General features: G+C 64.5%; 19 protein-coding genes and 1 pseudogene. 10 read left to right on the top strand and 10 right to left on the bottom strand.

All coding sequences use genetic code 11. From position 1 onward, the window contains the following. Window positions 1-7: 7 nt before the first annotated feature. Entirely contained in the window at window positions 8-283 is a 276-nt protein-coding gene (locus tag IVA81_RS27785; protein WP_247323918.1) for a hypothetical protein, read from the bottom strand. 120 nt (window positions 284-403) lie between these two features. On the opposite strand from IVA81_RS27785, the gene IVA81_RS27780 reads away from it, so the two are divergent. Continuing rightward, window positions 404-1,102: a YafY family protein gene (locus IVA81_RS27780; protein ID WP_247323916.1), complete on the top strand. Its 699-nt coding sequence runs from the start codon at window positions 404-406 to the stop codon at window positions 1,100-1,102. Between the two features lie 16 nt (window positions 1,103-1,118). After that, complete coding sequence (locus IVA81_RS27775; protein ID WP_247324320.1) at window positions 1,119-1,442, top strand: YkgJ family cysteine cluster protein; 324 nt, start codon at window positions 1,119-1,121, stop codon at window positions 1,440-1,442. Here IVA81_RS27775 and IVA81_RS27770 read toward each other — a convergent pair. Further along, window positions 1,439-1,837, bottom strand: a complete 399-nt coding sequence (locus IVA81_RS27770) for a hypothetical protein (protein WP_247323914.1) — start codon at window positions 1,835-1,837, stop codon at window positions 1,439-1,441. The genes IVA81_RS27775 and IVA81_RS27770 overlap by 4 nt on opposite strands. Before the next feature lie 308 nt (window positions 1,838-2,145). Continuing rightward, complete coding sequence (locus IVA81_RS27765; protein ID WP_063994636.1) at window positions 2,146-2,493, bottom strand: DUF3307 domain-containing protein; 348 nt, start codon at window positions 2,491-2,493, stop codon at window positions 2,146-2,148. Between the two features lie 416 nt (window positions 2,494-2,909). Between IVA81_RS27765 and IVA81_RS27760 the strand changes: the two genes are divergently transcribed. From IVA81_RS27760 to IVA81_RS27745, 4 genes and pseudogenes are all read left to right on the top strand, one after another. After that, window positions 2,910-4,355: a TAXI family TRAP transporter solute-binding subunit gene (locus IVA81_RS27760; protein WP_247323912.1), complete on the top strand. Its 1,446-nt coding sequence runs from the start codon at window positions 2,910-2,912 to the stop codon at window positions 4,353-4,355. A 344-nt stretch (window positions 4,356-4,699) separates the two neighbouring features. Continuing rightward, window positions 4,700-4,915: pseudogene (locus IVA81_RS27755) on the top strand (hypothetical protein); the annotation flags it as partial. 188 nt (window positions 4,916-5,103) lie between these two features. After that, window positions 5,104-6,210, top strand: coding sequence for a cyclic nucleotide-gated ion channel (locus IVA81_RS27750; RefSeq protein WP_247323910.1), 1,107 nt, complete (start codon window positions 5,104-5,106; stop codon window positions 6,208-6,210). Between the two features lie 12 nt (window positions 6,211-6,222). After that, window positions 6,223-7,008, top strand: coding sequence for an enoyl-CoA hydratase/isomerase family protein (locus IVA81_RS27745; RefSeq protein ID WP_247323908.1), 786 nt, complete (start codon window positions 6,223-6,225; stop codon window positions 7,006-7,008). On the opposite strand, the gene IVA81_RS27740 is transcribed toward IVA81_RS27745, so the two are convergent. Further along, complete coding sequence (locus IVA81_RS27740) at window positions 7,009-7,443, bottom strand: DUF6157 family protein (RefSeq protein WP_247323906.1); 435 nt, start codon at window positions 7,441-7,443, stop codon at window positions 7,009-7,011. A gap of 17 nt (window positions 7,444-7,460) precedes the next feature. Next, window positions 7,461-8,105: a glutathione S-transferase family protein gene (locus IVA81_RS27735; protein WP_247324319.1), complete on the bottom strand. Its 645-nt coding sequence runs from the start codon at window positions 8,103-8,105 to the stop codon at window positions 7,461-7,463. Window positions 8,106-8,208: 103 nt separating this feature from the next. Between IVA81_RS27735 and IVA81_RS27730 the strand changes: the two genes are divergently transcribed. After that, window positions 8,209-9,189 carry a YafY family protein gene (locus IVA81_RS27730; RefSeq protein ID WP_247323904.1) on the top strand — a complete coding sequence of 327 codons (981 nt, stop codon included), beginning with the start codon at window positions 8,209-8,211 and terminating at the stop codon, window positions 9,187-9,189. A gap of 136 nt (window positions 9,190-9,325) precedes the next feature. Further along, a complete protein-coding gene (locus IVA81_RS27725) occupies window positions 9,326-9,574 on the top strand; it encodes a hypothetical protein (RefSeq protein WP_247323902.1) in 249 nt (82 codons plus the stop codon). A 56-nt stretch (window positions 9,575-9,630) separates the two neighbouring features. On the opposite strand, the gene IVA81_RS27720 is transcribed toward IVA81_RS27725, so the two are convergent. The 3 genes from IVA81_RS27720 to IVA81_RS27710 all read right to left on the bottom strand — a co-directional run bounded on the left by IVA81_RS27720 (window position 9,631) and on the right by IVA81_RS27710 (window position 12,562). After that, complete coding sequence (locus tag IVA81_RS27720; RefSeq protein ID WP_247323899.1) at window positions 9,631-10,578, bottom strand: fatty acid desaturase; 948 nt, start codon at window positions 10,576-10,578, stop codon at window positions 9,631-9,633. A 14-nt stretch (window positions 10,579-10,592) separates the two neighbouring features. Next, complete coding sequence (locus IVA81_RS27715) at window positions 10,593-11,603, bottom strand: alpha/beta fold hydrolase (protein WP_247323898.1); 1,011 nt, start codon at window positions 11,601-11,603, stop codon at window positions 10,593-10,595. Between the two features lie 155 nt (window positions 11,604-11,758). Next, a complete protein-coding gene (locus tag IVA81_RS27710) occupies window positions 11,759-12,562 on the bottom strand; it encodes an MBL fold metallo-hydrolase (RefSeq protein WP_247323897.1) in 804 nt (267 codons plus the stop codon). A 173-nt stretch (window positions 12,563-12,735) separates the two neighbouring features. Here IVA81_RS27710 and IVA81_RS27705 point away from each other — a divergent pair, with 173 nt between their 5' ends. Next, window positions 12,736-13,938: an MFS transporter gene (locus IVA81_RS27705; protein ID WP_247323895.1), complete on the top strand. Its 1,203-nt coding sequence runs from the start codon at window positions 12,736-12,738 to the stop codon at window positions 13,936-13,938. A 398-nt stretch (window positions 13,939-14,336) separates the two neighbouring features. Here IVA81_RS27705 and IVA81_RS27700 read toward each other — a convergent pair whose 3' ends face one another. Continuing rightward, window positions 14,337-14,477, bottom strand: coding sequence for a hypothetical protein (locus IVA81_RS27700; protein ID WP_247323894.1), 141 nt, complete (start codon window positions 14,475-14,477; stop codon window positions 14,337-14,339). On the opposite strand from IVA81_RS27700, the gene IVA81_RS27695 reads away from it, so the two are divergent. Next, window positions 14,476-15,165: a helix-turn-helix domain-containing protein gene (locus IVA81_RS27695; protein ID WP_247323892.1), complete on the top strand. Its 690-nt coding sequence runs from the start codon at window positions 14,476-14,478 to the stop codon at window positions 15,163-15,165. The two genes, IVA81_RS27700 and IVA81_RS27695, sit on opposite strands and share 2 nt — an antisense overlap. A gap of 32 nt (window positions 15,166-15,197) precedes the next feature. Here the strand turns inward: IVA81_RS27695 and IVA81_RS27690 are convergent, their stop codons facing one another. Next, entirely contained in the window at window positions 15,198-16,811 is a 1,614-nt protein-coding gene (locus IVA81_RS27690; protein WP_247323890.1) for an acyl-CoA synthetase, read from the bottom strand. Window positions 16,812-16,876: the final 65 nt, after the last annotated feature.

The following is a 16,876-nucleotide window of genomic DNA, read 5'->3' as shown; positions in this document are numbered from 1 at the left end:
ACGGAACCTAGCGACCGGCTGCTGCCACCATGGTGGCAGCAGCCGTGATATCTTCTGCGAAGCGGGCGCCACGCCAGGCACGGCCCATCACATGGCGGACCAGCGCGTCCGCGGCCTGGACCAGCGAGCGTGTCACCAGGCTCGCGAGTGCCAATCGGAGGTCAACGGCCATGAGATCGAGCGAAACGAGGCGGCTGAGCGCCAATGCTTGCCAAATCTGGGCCTGCCACATCTGGGCGCGCCACAACGGAACGGCCGGGCCGAAATGGGTTGGAATGATCATGGACAAATCCTCTTCAGTCGATGTGTTGTCCCGGTATAGAACCCCCCTGCTGCCAACATCCTGTCAGCAGCCGCGCGCCGCCTTCTGAAAAAACCCCTGAGCAGCGACAAGAGACCCCTCATGAGACGCGCCGATCGGCTGTTTCAAATCATCCAGGTGCTGAGGCGCACGCGTAAGCCGCTGACGGCGGATACCATTGCGGCCGAGCTCGAGACCTCGAAGCGCACGATCTATCGCGATATCGCCACGCTGATCGGTCAACGCGTGCCGATCCGCGGTGAAGCCGGCATGGGCTACATCCTGGAAAAGGGTTTTGACCTGCCGCCGCTGATGCTGACACCCGACGAGATCGAGGCGGCTGTGCTGGGCGCACAATGGGTTGCCGGCCATGCCGATTCGGCACTGGCACGCGCGGCCGAAGACCTGATGGCCAAGATCGCCGACACCGTGCCTGAGCGCCTGCGGCCCTTCGTGCTGGAGCCGGCGAGCCGTGCGCGGCCGAGCTGGAACAGGGAGCCGGACCGTCTGGACATGGTCCGCACCCGCACTCAGATCCACGAAGGCAGAAAGATCATGCTGCGCTATCGCGACGAGCAGGGCCGCGCCAGCGAACGCATGATCTGGCCGATCTCGGTCGGCTATCTCGAAGCCGTGCGGCTGCTCGCAGCCTGGTGCGAGCTGCGCGGCGACTTCCGCAGCTTCCGCACCGACCGCGTCGTGGAGGCGAACTATCTCGACGAGAAATATCCGGAACGACGCGACGTGCTGCGCGCAAGATGGCGGCAGAGCCTGGTCTGGGGCCCTCCCAAAGATACTTGAAGAACACGTGACGATGATGGAAGAGAGCTCCCCCACCGATTTGTCGAGCTGTTGCCAGAATTGCGGCGCGTGCTGCGGCTATTCGGCCAACTGGCCGCGCTTCTCGATCGAGAGCGACGAGGAACTTGCCGCGATTCCGGAGACGCTGGTCAACGAACGCCAGTCCGGCATGCATTGCGAGGGCGATCGCTGCTCGGCCTTGCAGGGGGAAATTGGGAAAGCGACCGCGTGCGGCATCTATGCGATGCGGCCGGAGGTGTGCCGCACCTGCATGCCGGGCGATGCCGAATGCGCGATGGCGCGGCGGAAGTTCGGGTTGCCGGTAATAGAGGTCGCTTAGGCCGGAACGGCTTCGCTAATCTCGTCGTCGAATTCGTCCTCGAGCGGTGCGAGCACCGAGAGCGGTTTGGTCGACAGCGTGATCGGCTTGCGGCCGCCCGACAGCGACGGCGAGGATTTCGCCTTGCCTTCGCGCGCCAGCGCGTAGAGCGTCGAGCCGACGCGGCCACCATTCTCGATCAGGTCGCGCTCGCTACAGCTTCCGGCGATCGCGACCGCCAGCGAATGCAGATGGCTGCGGCGATAGCAGAACAGCGCCAGCCTGGCGCGCGCGTCAGGGGAAACACTCTCAACCAACCTCGGCAGGCCACTCTCGCTGGCGCGATACATCTCGCCAAGGAGCTCGTCGCGGACCGGGCAGAAATCGCTTTCAATGGAATCGCGGCTTGAAAACATTGCAGTTCTCCCTCGTGTGGCGAAGATGCAGCGCAATTCTCTAATGAAAGGTTAACCACGCTGCCCGGTAGTCACCCGGGGTAGTTGCGCCCTGGCCGCGAATCAGGGGGCGGGAAGCGGGACCCGGCCGGCTATTGCAATAGCAGGAGTGGTGGCCGCGAAAGTCTCCACGACTTCATGGCCGGGCTTGTCCCGGCCATCCCCGGAAAGAGGCACAAAGAACGTGGATGCCCGGGACAAGCCCGGGCATGACGACCTTTTATGCTGATAGCGATCGCTTCCAACCGGCGGCCGAGAGAAGGCCGGCCTCAGTTCGCCGCCATGAAGATGGAGAGGCCAAAGCCGGTGAGATGGTGGAGGGCCTGGTCGACGCCGATCAAGGTCCAGAACCACGGATGCGCAAGATCGACCCCGAAATTGGCCGAGACGAACCCTTTGGCGCGGTCGATCGTGATGTGGATCACGAAGTCGATCAGAGCCACGAACCAGAATTTCGGCGCCACGATCAGGATCAGCGGCAGCGCAACCGCAAGGTGAACGAGGCAGTGCACCAGCAGCGGCAGGGCCCAGCCGTGCTTCTGGTCCTTGCCGTGCGCCATCCAGGCGGTCTGGAGGACGAAATCGGCGATGATGTGCTTGAAGGTGAGCAGCAACATCCAGCCAATGAGCGCTTCGACTGGAACCGCCGATGACATGGTTGGAAACGACAAGCTGACGCCCTCATTGACGTGACAAGAAAAACTGGAGCGTTCAGCGCAACTTCTTCTTGGACCGGTTCTTGGACCGGTCAAATCGCCGGGACGTGCGATTTATGACATCTCCCGCGGCCGAATGCAGCCGGGGGGAACCGGAAAATCGCCAAGTGTGGCTAACTGGTGATAGGATGACCAATCGCCGCGGCGGCGTGGAGTAAGGTTACCTACGGCTCGAAATTTGCTTTCCGCTGCCTTCGCGGTATCATTGACGGCAGAGAATATCGTTCTTTTTTTCAGGCGTTTACGAATTGCAGGGCGCCCGCCGCGATTACGTCCGCGAGCCGCCCGCCACCGATAGATAAGGCCAGAGTGCTGCCATGAGTACTGACGGCCCCAATTCGTCACCGACGGAGCCGCCGCCCCGGCGCCCCAAGGTGATCAAGACCAATCAGCAGCAGGTCTTCCTCTACGTCGTGCTGACCCTGCTGTTGTCGCTCGCCACCGTCTGGGGCGGCCGCGCCATGCTGCACAATTCGGAAACGCTGACCTTTGCCGTCGGCGCCCCCAACAGCGACGAGGCGCTGTTCGCGGCCAAGCTCGCCACCGTGCTGAAGACCAACGCCTCGCGCTTCCGGATCAAGATCGTCAACAACGCAGACAACGCCAAGGCGCTCGCACAGTTCGACCGCAAGCAGGCTGACCTTGCCGTCCTGCGTACCGACGCCAAGGTACCGCTGCGGGCGCGCACGCTCGCGATCCTCGAGCACGATCTCGTGCTTCTGCTCGGTCCCGGCAACAAGAAGATCAAGTCGATCGCCGAGTTGAAGAAGAAGAAGGTCGCGGTCGTCGCCGAGAACGAGTCCTCCCTCGCCTTCGTCCGCAGCATCCTCGACATCCCCGATGGTCCGGACGCCGCGAAAATCCAGATGGCGCCGCAGGGCGCAACGCTCGACAAGCTGTTTGCGCCGTCAAACGGCTTCGGCGCGGTGATTGCCATCGTCCATGCCTCCAGGGCGGTGCGGGACAAGGCCTATGAGCAGGTCGCCAAGCGCGGCGGCTTCACGCTCAACGCGATCGACGAGGCCAAGGTGCTGGCGCGCAGACTTCCGGGCATTTCCAGCGAGACGCTGACGGCGGGTACGCTGTCGACCTCGCCGCAAATTCCCGACGACGATCTCGACACGATCGGGCTCGAATGGCTGCTGGTCGCGCAATCCAGGATGTCCCCGAGCACGGCAGGCGAGCTCGCACGCATCGTCTACGAGAACAAATCGGCGCTCGGGCTCGACAACAGCTTTGCCACCAGGATAGAGCCGGCCTCCGTCGAGAAGGACGCCTTCGTGATGGCGCACCAGGGCGCGGCCGACTACATCAATGACGACACCAAGTCGTTCATGGATAAGTACAGCGACCTGATGTATCTGGGCGCCGCGGCGCTCAGCGTCATCGGCTCGATCTTCGCCGCGATCTACGCCAAGATCACCCGCATCGCGCCAGAGAAGGCCAGCGAGCTCTCCACCGCCATCCTCGACATCGGCGAGCGGATCGAGCACGCCCACTCTCTGGATCAGCTCGAATGTCTCCAGGACGAGCTGGAGGGCATCTTGCGCGGCGCCGTCATCGGCCTGCGAGACGGCACGATCAGTACCGACGGGCTCGACACCTTCAAGCTCGGCTACGAATTCGTCCGCGACGAGATCGGCATGCGCCGCGACTATCTGAAACGTCATGCCAGCGAGGCCGAAAAGGCGGCGCGCGATGCGGCCCCTGCCCAGCACGACGATAGCAATGTCGTGGTAGTGAAGACCGCCCAGAGCGCCTGAGGGAGCCGGGCCAGTTGGGCCGTCCACCACTCTCCTGTCCCCCGGACAAGCTGCAATGCCAAAGGCGTTGCAGCGCAGAGCCGGGACCCAGGAGCCGCAGCGTGCGTTGCTGAATGGGCCCCGGCTCTGCAGCGCATCACTTCGTGCTGCGCCGCGTCCGGGGCACGAGGCTGAGGTCGAGACGTCTAGAACGACGAGAGGCGCGCCCAGACCGCCGCCGAAACGCCATAGGCGAGAGCCCTGCCAGCAAGGTTGGGGCTTTGCAAAAGTCCGATCAATAGCCGGCCGTCGGGAACCGCCGCGATCTGCAACCGTTGGTTCCGGTTGCAAGCGGAGACCGCAGCATGCGTGCACTCCTCATCATCCTCCTACTGGGAATGCTGGCGGCGGCCGGCTACTTCGCCTATTCCGCAATGGCGGTCGAAGGTGAGCCGATCCCAACGGAAGGCTATGTGGCGCTGGCACTGGGCGCGGGGTTTTCCATCATTGTCGGGGTCGGGCTGATGGTGCTGCTGTTCTTCAGCAGCCGCCGCGGTTACGACGAGCCGCCACATTTCAGGTATACAAGCTCGCCAGCGATAGCCGCGCCGGTCCGCGGGGCTCGGTGCAGCAGAGCCGATCCATGCTGCCTGCCTTGTCGCCCCCGTCGTTGACGGCCTCCGCCCGGGCGGGCACTTTGGCGCCGACGTCCAGTCGGGACGCCGAGACTTGTCCCAACACCGATCTCAAGACCGAGCCGCCTTCGCGCATGTCCAAGCCGCTAATTTCCGCTCTGGCCCAGTTCGCGGCCGCCACGGCCGGCCGCAACATGACCAAGGCGGCCTATGTCGCGGTGACCGTCGGCGTGCTCGGCATGGTGTTGCTGACGGACAAGCGGGCCCATGGGGCGCACGGCTGGATCAACGGTCTGCTCTGGGCGTGCCTGGCCTATTTCGTCTTCGAATGGCTGGTCCGGCTGCGCCATATGACGCAGCAGGGGCGGCTTTCGCTCTATATGTCCTCCTCTGCCGGGCTGGTCGACGCGATCGGGGCTTTGGCGGTGCCGGTCGCGCTGGTCCTCGGCGTCGAGCCCGGGACGGCCTGGCTACTCAGCGTGCTCTGGGTGTTAAAGGTCATTCCGGGCATTCCGGGCCTGCGGCAGCTTCGCCGCGTGCTGGTGCTGGAATCGGGGCCGCTGGTCAGCGTGCTCGTGATCTTCCTGATGGTGGTCTTCCTCGCCTCCGTCGCCGAATATTTCCTGGAGCGGGACGTGCAGCCGCAGACCTTCGGCAGCGTGCCCGCCGCGCTGTGGTGGGCGGTGGTGACCCTGACGACGACAGGCTACGGCGACGTCGTGCCGGTCACGCCGCTCGGGCGCTTGGTGGCGGCCGCGGTGATGATCTCCGGCCTCGGCGTGTTCGGCCTTTGGACCGGTATTCTGGCGACCGGATTTGCCGCCGAGACCCGGCGGGACAATTTCCTCAAGACCTGGGAATCCGTCAGCAAGGTGCCGTTCTTCGCGGCGCTCGGACCTGCTGCGATTGCCGACGTCACCCACATGCTGCGGACTATGGAGCTGCCGGCGCGCACCATGATCATCCGCAAGGGGGCGCAGGGCGATTGCATGTATTTCATCGCCGCCGGCGAGGTCGAGGTGGACCTGCCCGGCAAGAAGGTTCAGCTCGGCGAAGGCGCCTTCTTCGGCGAGATGGCGCTGCTCGGCAACAACAAGCGCGGTGCCAACGTTTCGACCACGAAAGTATCGCGGCTTCTGGTGCTCGACCTCGTCGACTTCCGCGTGCTGATGGCACGGCACCCGGATCTCGCCGAGACCATTGACGCCGAGGCGAAACGGCGTGCGCTCGAAAACAGCTAAATGGAGACAAGAATGTCGGACATCACCGACGCAGCCACCGGCCCCCTGCTCGAACGCGACGGCGCACGCGCCACCATCCGCCTCAACCGGCCCAAGCATCTCAACCGGCTCCAGGCGGAGGACCTCGACGAGCTCGTCAAACTGTTCGACCAGGTCGAGGCAGATCCTGCCATCCGCGTGCTGGTGCTGACCGGCACCGGCCGCGTCTTCTCCGCCGGCTATGACCTCAATTCGGTCGCCGAGCGCGCCGTCAGCGCAAACGAGCAGCAGAGCGCGGGCTCCGCCTTCGAGGTGGTCGTCAACCGGCTGGAGGATTTGGGCGTGCCGACGATCTGCCGGCTCAACGGTGGCGTCTACGGCGGCTCGACCGACCTCGCGCTCGCCTGCGATTTCCGCATCGGCGTCGACACCGCCGAGATGTTCATGCCGGCGGCGCGGCTCGGGCTGCATTATTACCGGAGCGGCATCAAACGCTACGTCACCCGCCTTGGCCTCGACAATGCGAAAAAGCTGTTCCTGACCGCGCAAAAGATCAGCGCGCCGGAGATGCTGCGCATCGGCTATCTCACCGCCATGGTGCCGGTGGAGTTCCTCGACGAGGAAGTCGACAAGCTCGCTGGCGTCCTCGCCGGCAACGCGCCGCAGGCGATGCGCGGCATGAAGCGTGCGATCAACGAATTCGCCCGCGGCGAGCTCGATGATCGCGCCGCCGACCAGCGCCACCGCGACAGCATGCGCGGCGACGAGATCAAGGAAGGCATCAAGGCGTTCGCGGAGAAGCGAGCGCCAAAATTCTGATCACGCCCGCTTCGACCGCATCGCGCGCACCTGCGTGAGCTTGGGATCGCGGACAAGCGCCTGATAGCGTTTGCTGTCGATGGCGTAGATCGCGATCCGGCCCTCGCGATCGGCATGAACGCCCCATCCGAAGCGCTTGCCCAGGCTCGACGCCCTCATGCACGCTTGCCCCCGAGAGAAGAACGCTTCGCGGGCCGCATGCTTCTCCGTCTTCGTCGCCTTCACATCGAGCTCGCGTCCCGGCGCAGACGTCGCGAAGATCACGTCGTCGGACGTGTATTTGTAGGGTGCCTTGGCGATCATCACGTATTGCAGGCACGCCACCGTCGGCTTTCCCGCGCGCAACGGCGGCTCCTCGCCAGTACGCGCGGGACAGTCTTCGGCAACCCGGATGAAGGTGTTGAAGCAGTTGGTCGTGTGCATCGGCTTCGTCATCTGCCACCTTGTATCATTCAGCCCCCAGCAGCCTTGGCATGCTGCGCCGCCATCTCGTCATCGACCGCATTGATCCGCTGGAACGCCGACCGCGACGTCATACGTTCGGCATAGCGCACGAACACGTCCTTTTTCGGCACGATGCCGAACATCATGGTCCAGCTGAATGCGACGCCCCACAGCACATCGGCAGCCGTCATCCGCTCGCCGAGTAGATACGGCCCCTTCGACAGCTGCGCTTCGAGCGCGCCGAGCATGGTGTCGTAGTCGGCATAGGGCGAATGCGTGATGGGGGCCGGCTCGCGCTGCATGAATTTGTCGATCAGCGCCGGCTCGAAGGATGAGCCGTAATAGGCGATCCAGCGCAGATAAGGACCGCGCAGCGGATCGTTCAGCGCGGGCGTCAGACCTGCCTGCGGAAACAGATCGGCGAGAAAGATGGTGATGGCGACCTGCTCGGTCACCAGGGCATCGCCGTGACGGACCGCCGGCACCTTGCCGAGTGGATTGATGGCGAGATAGTCGGGCTGACGCTGCTCGCCCGCCTTCATGTTGAGGACATGGAGAACGTAGGGCGCCCCCAGTTCCTCCAGCAGCACCCGCGTGCCGGTGGCGCGGCTTTGCGGCGAGTAATACAGCGTGATGCGGTTCGGATCGGTCATGGCAGGTCTGGTCATGGCAGGTCTCCCGGGGGCGTCGTCTGACTAGGCGCATCTTGTAGAGGCCCATACCTGACATCCTGTGTCAGGTATGGTTTAAGCAATCATGCGCGCGAGCCGGATGCTGTCGATCCTCACCACCCTCCAGGCCAGGGGGCAAGTCACCGCGCCCGAACTCGCGGATGCCTGCGAGGTGTCGGTGCGCACGATCTATCGTGACATCGACGCGCTCGCCGCGTCCGGCGTTCCCGTTTACGCCGATCGCGGCGCGGAGGGCGGCTATCGCCTGCTCGACGGCTACCGCGTGCGGCTGAACGGTCTGTCACAGACCGAGGCGGGCGCGCTGTTCCTCGCGGGGCTCCCCGGCCCCGCCGCGGCGCTCGGGCTGGATGCGGCCATGATCGCCGCGCGAAACAAGCTGATGGCGGCGCTGCCAATCCATCTGCGCCAGGATGCCAGCCGGATGCAGGAGCGTTTCTATCTGGACGCGCCCGGCTGGTTCGGCGAGGCGGAACAGCCGAAGCATCTGCGCGCGATTACCGGCGCGCTGCTGCGCGGGACGCTGATCAAGATCCGCTATCAGAGCTGGCGATCCGAGAAGCAGCGCCGCCTCGCGCCGCTCGGCCTCGTGCTGAAGGGTGGGAGCTGGTACCTCGCAGGTCAGGTCGACGCCAGCGTGCGCACCTATCGCGTCGCGCGCGTGCTCGACTGCACGATGCTCGACGACGGCTTCGATCGCCCAGCCGATTTCGATCTCGCTGCCTACTGGCATGCCGCGACACTTCGCCTCGAGGCCGAGATGCATCCGAATGTCGCGGTCGTGCGACTGTCGCCGTTCGGCGTCAAGCTGCTTGATGCGCTGAGCCAGCCCTACGTCAAGGCGCGCACGCAGTTCGAGGAGACCATCGATGCTGACGGCTGGCGCATTGCGCGCGTGCCTGTTGGCAAGACCTCCTGGCACGCCGCGGCCGAATTGTTGCGGCTCGGTCCCGAGGCCGAAGTGCTGGAGCCCGCCGATCTTCGCGACAAGATGGTGGAGCTGACGCAGGCAATGGCCGCGCGCTATCGCGCGGTGCAAAAAGCCTGACGGCGGCACACTTTGCCGCAGGCCACGAAACAATCCTGAAACACGATTCTCGCCGCGAGCCGTGAACGCATTCGCGTTTCAGCCCGACCGAGATGCAGGGACACAACAACGGCCCCGCGCCAAATGGAGAATGAAGATGTTTCGTAAGCTTGCTCTTGGTCTGATCGCCGCCGGCTCGCTCGCTGTCGCCGCTCTCGCCCCCACCGCGGCCTCGGCCGGCGGTTTCCATCACCATCACGGTCATCACCACTGGGGTCCCGGCTGGGGCTTTGGCGGGATCTACCTCAACACCGGCGTCAGCAATTGCTACCAGGAGCGCCTGATCCAGACCCGTCACGGCCTGCGCGTGCGCGTCGTGAATGTCTGTGCCTACGGGATGTACTGATATCTCGCCTTCACGACAAAGCTCCGGTCGCACCGCGACCGGAGCTTTGCATTTGACTAGCCGCCCTGCCGCTGCCGGCGAAACCAGGCCCAGGTCTCGCGCGTCGTTCTGATGTAGCCGCGGCCGCGATGCACGATCTCGCCATCGACGATCTCGTTCAGCTTCGGCAGCGCATGAAAGGGGATCGAGGGATAAGCGTGGTGCTCGACATGGTAGGGCATGTTCCACGCGAACCATTTGACGACCGCGCCGGTATAGGTGGTGCGGGTGTTCTGGAAAGCGCTGCGGGTGCGGTAGCAGCCGGTATGCTCGGCATAGAGATAGGGCCGCAGGAAGAACTGCCCGATGACGAGCGGGACGATCCAGACCCAAAGCAGCAACGCGGACGAAAACCACAGCGAGAGCGCGAGCAGCAAGACATAGAGCGCGACATAGGCACGCGCCTCGATAACGATGGTGGCGCGCTTGCCCTCGGGAATCCAGGGCACGACGACCTTACCCGTGACGGCATGGCCGAGCATCAGCCGCAGACGCCCGGCGACTTGCAGCAGGCCGCTATAGGCGATAGCGAGCTGCGTGTCGGATGCCGGCTTCACCCCGACGATCAACTCGGGATCCTTGTCGGGATCCTGGGTGTAGCGGTGATGGTCCCAGTGAAACAGGCAGTAATATTCGTAGGGCAATCCGATGATGAATGCCGAGAGATGGCCGACGACGAGATTGAGGCCGCGGCTCCTGAACGCGGTCTTGTGCGCGGTCTCGTGCACCGCCATGAACAGGAAGGCGACGAAATAGCCCTGCACCGCCATCAACGGCAGCGCCCAGAGCGCGCCATGGCGGGAAGCGACCATCCAGATCAGCGCGCCCACCAGCACGATCACGCCATAATGGCCAAGGCTCTGCGCCGCGCCTCTGAGATTGGAGCGGACCGACAGTTCGCGCAGCATCGCCGGCGTCAGCGGCTTCAGGCGGTGGCCGGATTCTGAAACGGTCGCGTCAGTCATGGTCGGATGCCTTGTCACTTGCCGAGGAAGGCTGCGACCTCGGCCTTGATGAAGGCCTGGTCGCGCGGATTGCCAACGGGGTTGCCGGCGCGATGGCCGTGCAGGGACGGGATCGGATGCAGCACGGCCGAGTTGGCGTTGGTCAGCCGGCCGAGTTCGTCCTCGTTGTCGCGGACATCGAAATAGCGATCGGTCGCGCCCGGCATCAGCAGCATGTGCGCCTTGATCGCCGCCAGCGCCCGATCGAGATCGCCGCCGAATGCACTACAGCGACTGATGTCGCCGCGCTGCCAGATGCCGATCTGCGCCAGCAGATCATTGGCGTCGCGCCGAGCAAAGGTCGCATCCCAGGCACGGACGAGATAGTCCTCCAGCGAGCTGAAGCCGGCCTCGCGCCAGAGCTCGTCGCGATAGAAGCCGTGCGACATCGCCCAGCCGGCATAGACACGCCCCATGGCGCGATAGCCGGCGACGGGCTTCTCGGCGAAGCGGCCGTCGCGGAAGGCGGGATCGGCGGTTAGCGCGGCCTTCACGCTTTCCAGGAAGACGTAATTGTAGGGCGCGCAACGCGCACTGCCGCAGACCACGGCCGCGCGCGCGACCATATCGGGATGCAGCGCCGCCCAGTGATAGGCCTGCATGCCGCCCATCGACCAGCCGTAGACGAGCGCAAGCTTTGCGATGCCGAAGCGCTCGGTGAGGAGCCGGTGCTGGACCGCGACCGCATCGTGATAGGTCACCTCCGGGAACGGCGCCGCGCTATTGGACGGCGAGGACGACAGGCCGTTGCCGAACAGATTCGGGATGATGATGAAGTAGCGCGTGGGATCGAGCACGCCGTCCGGGCCAATCAGCCACTCGGTGTCAAAATGCTGCGCGCTGAACGACGTCGGATAGAGGATGACGTTGTCCTTTGCCGGGCTCAGCGTGCCGTAGGTCTTGTAGGCAAGCTTCAGCGAGGAGAAGACGGCCCCGGACTGGAGGGTGACGTCGCCGGCTTCGAAGATGTCGTAGTGCGCCGTCATGAACCGGACTCCCGCTCGCGGCCCAGAATACGCCGCTGGCGCGGCAATGCATCGATCATACCGAGCCCGCGGACGCGCCGTTGCGCCGCGCTCAATAACTGTACTTTTAGTACAGTTATTTTGGACCGGCAAGATAAATCCACCGGACCGCCCGCTCAGGTGATGGCGGCGATATAGCGCTCCACCGATGCCGCGAAGGCCGCCTTGGCCCCAGTGGCAATGTTGCGCCCCCACCATGCGCCATAGATGCGATCGAAGGCGAGCGGCGCGACGGCGGCCGCGATCCGCCGCACCGCGGCGGCATTGAGCGGCATGTAGTTGGGGTAGGAATACATGAAGCTGACGAAGCGGCGGTCCATCGTCACCTGGGCGATGTCGCCGGTGAGCAGCGCGCCCCTGCCGTCCGCACCGCGCGCGGCGTGCAGCATGGTGGCGCCGGCGAAATGACCGCCGGTGCGCAGCAGCAGCAAATCGTCGGAGATGCGGTGGCTTTCGCCGGTCCAGTACACGATCGAGGGATGCGGCCGCGTGACGAAAGCGCGATCGTCGGCATGCAGATAGACCGGCACGCCGCCAAAGGTATCGCTCCAGTCGGCGACCGCGCCGTAGTAGTGCGGATGCGAGATCGCGATCGCCTTCAGTCCGCCGAGTGCTGCAACGTATTGGATGGCTTCATCGGTTGCCAGCGGAATGCAATCCCACATCACGCAGCCGTCGCCTTGAGGCACCAGCAGCGCGCGTTGCCCGATGGCGAAGCTCGGCTCCAGGCCGATGCCGGTGAGGCCGAGATCGTCGCGGCCCACCAACCGGTACGCCCGCGCGAGCTCCTCGCGCGCGAGGAAGCTCTGCCCTTTCCAGTTCACGAACTGCCGCTCGTCCTCGCAAATCAGGCAGGAGGCGGGCGGATTTCCGCCGTTCCGGAATTGCGCGCCGCAGGTTTCGCAGGTCCAGAGAGGCATGACTCGAGCTCCGTGGGAAGATCGCAGGATGACATTGCGAACGAGCGTTCAGCAAGGTCGATGAGCGGCAAGGGTGACTGGAACCAACGCCGCGAACGTCCGTTACGTTCAGATCCACGCCAGAACGATTGGCCAAGAGGACCACGACACACGAAGAGCATGTCTAGGTATCGATGACATCGCGATCCCCTTCTCCCTCCCGCCTCTGGCCCCTGTTCGCGCTCAACTTCTTCATGGCCGACATGCAGTCGGGCATCGGTCCGTTCGTCGGCGTATTCCTCCAGGAGCGCGGCTGGGCGACCGGGCTGATCGGCACTGCGCTGACGATCGGCAATGTCGCGGGCATGCTGATCACGACGCCGATCGGCGGCTTCATCGATGCCAGCCGCAACAAGCGGCTATGGGTCGTCATTCCCGGCATCTGCGTCGTTCTCGCTTCCGCCATCATCCTGATCTCGCAAAATTTCTGGGCGGTGACGTTCTCGCAAGTCGCGCAATCGTTGGCGAGCGCCGCGATCGTGCCGGCGGTGACGGGCATCACGCTGGGCATCGCCAAGCAGAAGGGTTTCAACGCACTCAACGGCCGCAACCAGGCGTACAACCACGCGGGCAACATGGTCGGCGCCGCGCTGTCGGGCTATCTCGGCTACAAATACGGCTATGTCGCCGTGTTCATGCTGGCGGCCGTGTTCGGTGCCATCGCGATCGCGTGCGTGCTGATGATCCCGGCCAAGGCAATCGATGACCGGGCCGCGCGCGGCAGCAAGGAGGATGACTCCAAGGCGCCGCCGGATGCGATGACGATGCTGCTCAAGCACCGGGCGCTGCTCGTGCTGGCGCTCGCGCTCGCGCTATTCCACCTCGGCAATGCCGCGATCGTCCCGCTCTACGGGCTCGCGGCGGTAGCCGAGGGACAGGCCAACGGCCCGAGCTTCGTCGCGACCACCGTGGTGATCGCACAGGGCGTGATGGTCGTGACGTCGCTGATCGCGATGAAGGCCGCAAGCAAGCGCAATTACTGGCCGATCATCCTGATCTCCTTCATGTTCCTGCCCATTCGCGGCGTGCTCGCCTTCTTCGTTACGGGATGGTGGGGCGTCGTGCCGATGCAGGTGCTCGACGGCATCGGCACGGGTCTGCAAACCGTTGCCGTTCCCGGCATGGTCGCGCGCGCGCTCAATGGCACCGGCCGCATCAATCTCGGCCAGGGCGCCGTGATCACGGTGCAGGGTGTCGGCGCCAGCCTCAGTCCCGCGCTCGGCGGCTGGATCGCGCAATGGATCGGCTACGGTCCGACCTTCCTGCTGCTCGGCGGCTTCGGGCTCGCATCGATGGCGCTGTGGTTCGCGTTCGGGGCAGCGGTGAAGAGGTATTGAGCTTCATCGCCGTCACCGATGTCACGCCGACGATTAGGGCTGGAGCCGGTCTCGTTCGCCGCGAGGGACGAACCGGCGAATCGAGTGAAGTCAAAGGCAGCGACAGCGGCGGCGCCTGGCGCGGTCCGGACACCCACTTGACTGCGGCACCTGGTCGCGGTCTCAGCGCGTCATCGCGAGTGGCTTATCACGCAATCCTGCGCTTTTGCCGTTGCGGCGCAGCGGCGTAACGATACAACCTGCCGCAATCGCCAACTAACCTGCCCTTCCCGATCGATGATCCAGCCTCAACTCTCCTTTGACGGCGACCCGAATGGCCCGGCCTATGAAAGATGGCGCGAGCAGTTTTGCCGTCAGGTGGCGAACGTCGATTTCGTGCCGGTCGGGGAAGGGCGAGTTCACCGGACCATTGCGCCGGCCATTCTTCCCCGCATCAGACTCTCGGCCTCGTTCGGCTCGCCGATATCTTTCGTGTCGTTGGGGACGAACGACGAATTGGTGATTACGACGTCGCCCAATTCGGCGTTGCGCGGGACCATGGGAAAACGCCCGCTGGAGATCGCGGCGGGCGACGTCACAATCGGGGACCCCTCGATCAAAGGCGCCTACATCACTCAGACCGGGAACGGTAACTTCCGGACCGCGCTGCTGCCGCGTAAGGCGCTGCTGCGCGTCTGCCCGAATGCCGAGGACCTGATTGCTCAGTCGATCCCCGGCGCCAATCCGATCACATCGATGTTCCTGCGATATTACGATCTCGCGCATGCTTATGCCGACAAGCTCGCGCCCGCGGAGCTCGATGCGGTCTCGCAGCATTTATTCGACCTTTCGGTGCTGATGATCGGAGCCCGCGGCGATGTCGCCGAGGAAGCTCGGACGCGCGGTCTTGCCGCAGCGCGTCTCGAGACGCTCAAATCCGACATCCTGGCGCAGCTGGACAGCCCCGCGCTGTCGCTCACCGTCCTGTCGGCCACGCACCGGGTCAGCCCACGCACGATCCAGCTGCTGTTCGAGCAGGCGGGCATCACCTATAGCGGCTTCGTGCTGGAGCAGCGCTTGCTGCGCGCCGATCGGCTGCTTCGAAATCCTGCCATGCGCACCCGCAAGATCATCGAGATCGCGCATCTCGCGGGTTTCCACGATGTCTCCTACTTCCATCGCGCGTTTCGCCGCCGCTTCGGACAGACGCCCGACGATGTCAGGAAGCTGGCCGGCGGCGCCGGCTAGCCAAACTCGACGCTGCCGAACGCCGCCCGGTTCTACGTCCCAAAATTCTTCTGGATCGCCTTGTCCAGCGTCTCGCCACCGACGAAGCGCTGGCGCAGCTCGCGCTTGAGCAGCTTGCCGCTCGGATTCTTCGGCAAGGCGTCGACGAAAATGACGCGCTTGGGCACCTTGAAGTGCGCCATCTGGCCGGCGCAGTGCTTGATGACGGCGTCCTCGTCCAGCTTTTCACCGCTCTTGACGACGACGATGGCCGTGACCGCCTCGATCCAGCGCGGATCGGGCAGGCCGACCACGGCGACCTCGGAGACGGCGGGAATGCGGTAGACCATCTCCTCGACCTCGCGGCTTGCGACGTTCTCACCGCCGGTCTTGATCATGTCCTTGACCCGGTCGACCACGGTGATGTGCCCATCCTCGTCGACCGTGGCAAGGTCGCCGGAGTGAAACCAGCCGCCGGAGAACGCGGCCGCGGTCTTCACGGGGTCGTTGTAATAGCCGGACAATAGATGCGGCGAGCGGTGCACGATCTCGCCGACCTCCCCGACCTTGACGTCCTCCATCGCGGTGTTGACCACGCGCGTCTCGACATTGAGCACGGGCTTGCCCGCCGAGCCCGCCTTGCGCAGCTGGTCCTCCGGCCGCAGCACGGTCGCGAGCGGCGCGATCTCGGTCTGGCCGTAGAAGTTCCAGAATTTGACATTGGGCAGGCGGCGCTGAAGCTCGAGCAGCACCTCCACCGGCATGATCGACGCGCCGTAATAGCCTTTCTGCAGCGTCGACAGATCGGTCTTGTCGAAATTCGGCGAGCGCAGCATCGCGATCCAGATCGTCGGCGGCGCGAAGAAGGACGTGATCTTGTGCGCCTGGATCAGCGCCAGAATGCCGTCCGCCGTCGGCTTGCCCGTGATGACGCCGGAGGCGCCGAGATAGATTTGCGGCCCCAGGAAGACGTCGAGCTGGGCGCAGTGATAAAGCGGCAGGGCGTGCAGGAATTTGTCCTCCACGCTCATGCCGCCATCGATGATGCAGCTGACATACTGCCACATCACGGCTTCATGGGTCAGCATCGCGCCCTTGGGCAGCGATTCCGTGCCGCTGGTGTAGACGATCTGGGCGAGATCGCGGCTGTCGACCGATGCTTGCAGGAACGAGCGGTCGGCGTGAAGCAGATCGTCGAAGGTGGTGAGGCCCGCAGGCGCGGCCGCAGGATCCTCGCCCGGCAGCCAGATCATCTTCTCGACCGCGCAATCCTTGGCGCTGGCTGTGCGCGCGGGGTCGACGAAATCGGGACCGGTCGCGAGCAATTTTGCCCCGGAGCTCTTCAGGATGAAATTGATCTCGTCCGGATTGAGCATGAAGTTGATCGGCACCAGCACCGCGCCGATCCGCGCCACCGCAAAACGCAGCGCGGCGAAGGCGTGCGAATTGCGCGAGAGCACCGCGATGCGGTCACCCTTCTTGACGCCGAGGCCGAGCAGGCCGCGGCCGAGCCGATTGCAGATCGCGTCCATCTCGGCGAAGGTCCAGCTCACCTCGCCGCAGCTCAGCGCAAGCTTGTTCGGCTCTCGGCCCGCGGAGCGGCGCAGGAGGTCGCCGATGGAATGCTCGCGGGCTTTCGAGATGGTGGCTGCGGTGTCGCCGGTCATGTGTCCCTCCATGTGATGTCTTTGTTTGCTAGGTTTATTGCTTGAGAACTTGCGTCTTGTTTGTT

Origin of the sequence: Bradyrhizobium sp. 141 (assembly GCF_023074055.1) — a bacterium.
In the GTDB taxonomy this organism is placed as follows: Bacteria; Pseudomonadota; Alphaproteobacteria; order Rhizobiales; family Xanthobacteraceae; genus Bradyrhizobium.
The sequence above is the reverse complement of the archived record's forward strand: the minus strand, read 5'-3'. Positions and strand labels throughout refer to the sequence as shown.

What these genes read in the sequence shown, in the direction of transcription:
- IVA81_RS27785 (WP_247323918.1), bottom strand. Translation starts at nt 283, where the DNA reads ATGATCATTCCAACCCATTTCGGCCCGGCCGTTCCGTTGTGGCGCGCC.
- IVA81_RS27780 (WP_247323916.1), top strand. Translation starts at nt 404, where the DNA reads ATGAGACGCGCCGATCGGCTGTTTCAAATCATCCAGGTGCTGAGGCGC.
- IVA81_RS27775 (WP_247324320.1), top strand. Translation starts at nt 1,119, where the DNA reads ATGGAAGAGAGCTCCCCCACCGATTTGTCGAGCTGTTGCCAGAATTGC.
- IVA81_RS27770 (WP_247323914.1), bottom strand. Translation starts at nt 1,837, where the DNA reads ATGTTTTCAAGCCGCGATTCCATTGAAAGCGATTTCTGCCCGGTCCGC.
- IVA81_RS27765 (WP_063994636.1), bottom strand. Translation starts at nt 2,493, where the DNA reads ATGTTGCTGCTCACCTTCAAGCACATCATCGCCGATTTCGTCCTCCAG.
- IVA81_RS27760 (WP_247323912.1), top strand. Translation starts at nt 2,910, where the DNA reads ATGAGTACTGACGGCCCCAATTCGTCACCGACGGAGCCGCCGCCCCGG.
- IVA81_RS27750 (WP_247323910.1), top strand. Translation starts at nt 5,104, where the DNA reads ATGTCCAAGCCGCTAATTTCCGCTCTGGCCCAGTTCGCGGCCGCCACG.
- IVA81_RS27745 (WP_247323908.1), top strand. Translation starts at nt 6,223, where the DNA reads ATGTCGGACATCACCGACGCAGCCACCGGCCCCCTGCTCGAACGCGAC.
- IVA81_RS27740 (WP_247323906.1), bottom strand. Translation starts at nt 7,443, where the DNA reads ATGACGAAGCCGATGCACACGACCAACTGCTTCAACACCTTCATCCGG.
- IVA81_RS27735 (WP_247324319.1), bottom strand. Translation starts at nt 8,105, where the DNA reads ATGACCGATCCGAACCGCATCACGCTGTATTACTCGCCGCAAAGCCGC.
- IVA81_RS27730 (WP_247323904.1), top strand. Translation starts at nt 8,209, where the DNA reads ATGCGCGCGAGCCGGATGCTGTCGATCCTCACCACCCTCCAGGCCAGG.
- IVA81_RS27725 (WP_247323902.1), top strand. Translation starts at nt 9,326, where the DNA reads ATGTTTCGTAAGCTTGCTCTTGGTCTGATCGCCGCCGGCTCGCTCGCT.
- IVA81_RS27720 (WP_247323899.1), bottom strand. Translation starts at nt 10,578, where the DNA reads ATGACTGACGCGACCGTTTCAGAATCCGGCCACCGCCTGAAGCCGCTG.
- IVA81_RS27715 (WP_247323898.1), bottom strand. Translation starts at nt 11,603, where the DNA reads ATGACGGCGCACTACGACATCTTCGAAGCCGGCGACGTCACCCTCCAG.
- IVA81_RS27710 (WP_247323897.1), bottom strand. Translation starts at nt 12,562, where the DNA reads ATGCCTCTCTGGACCTGCGAAACCTGCGGCGCGCAATTCCGGAACGGC.
- IVA81_RS27705 (WP_247323895.1), top strand. Translation starts at nt 12,736, where the DNA reads ATGACATCGCGATCCCCTTCTCCCTCCCGCCTCTGGCCCCTGTTCGCG.
- IVA81_RS27695 (WP_247323892.1), top strand. Translation starts at nt 14,476, where the DNA reads ATGGGAAAACGCCCGCTGGAGATCGCGGCGGGCGACGTCACAATCGGG.
- IVA81_RS27700 (WP_247323894.1), bottom strand. Translation starts at nt 14,477, where the DNA reads ATGGTCCCGCGCAACGCCGAATTGGGCGACGTCGTAATCACCAATTCG.
- IVA81_RS27690 (WP_247323890.1), bottom strand. Translation starts at nt 16,811, where the DNA reads ATGACCGGCGACACCGCAGCCACCATCTCGAAAGCCCGCGAGCATTCC.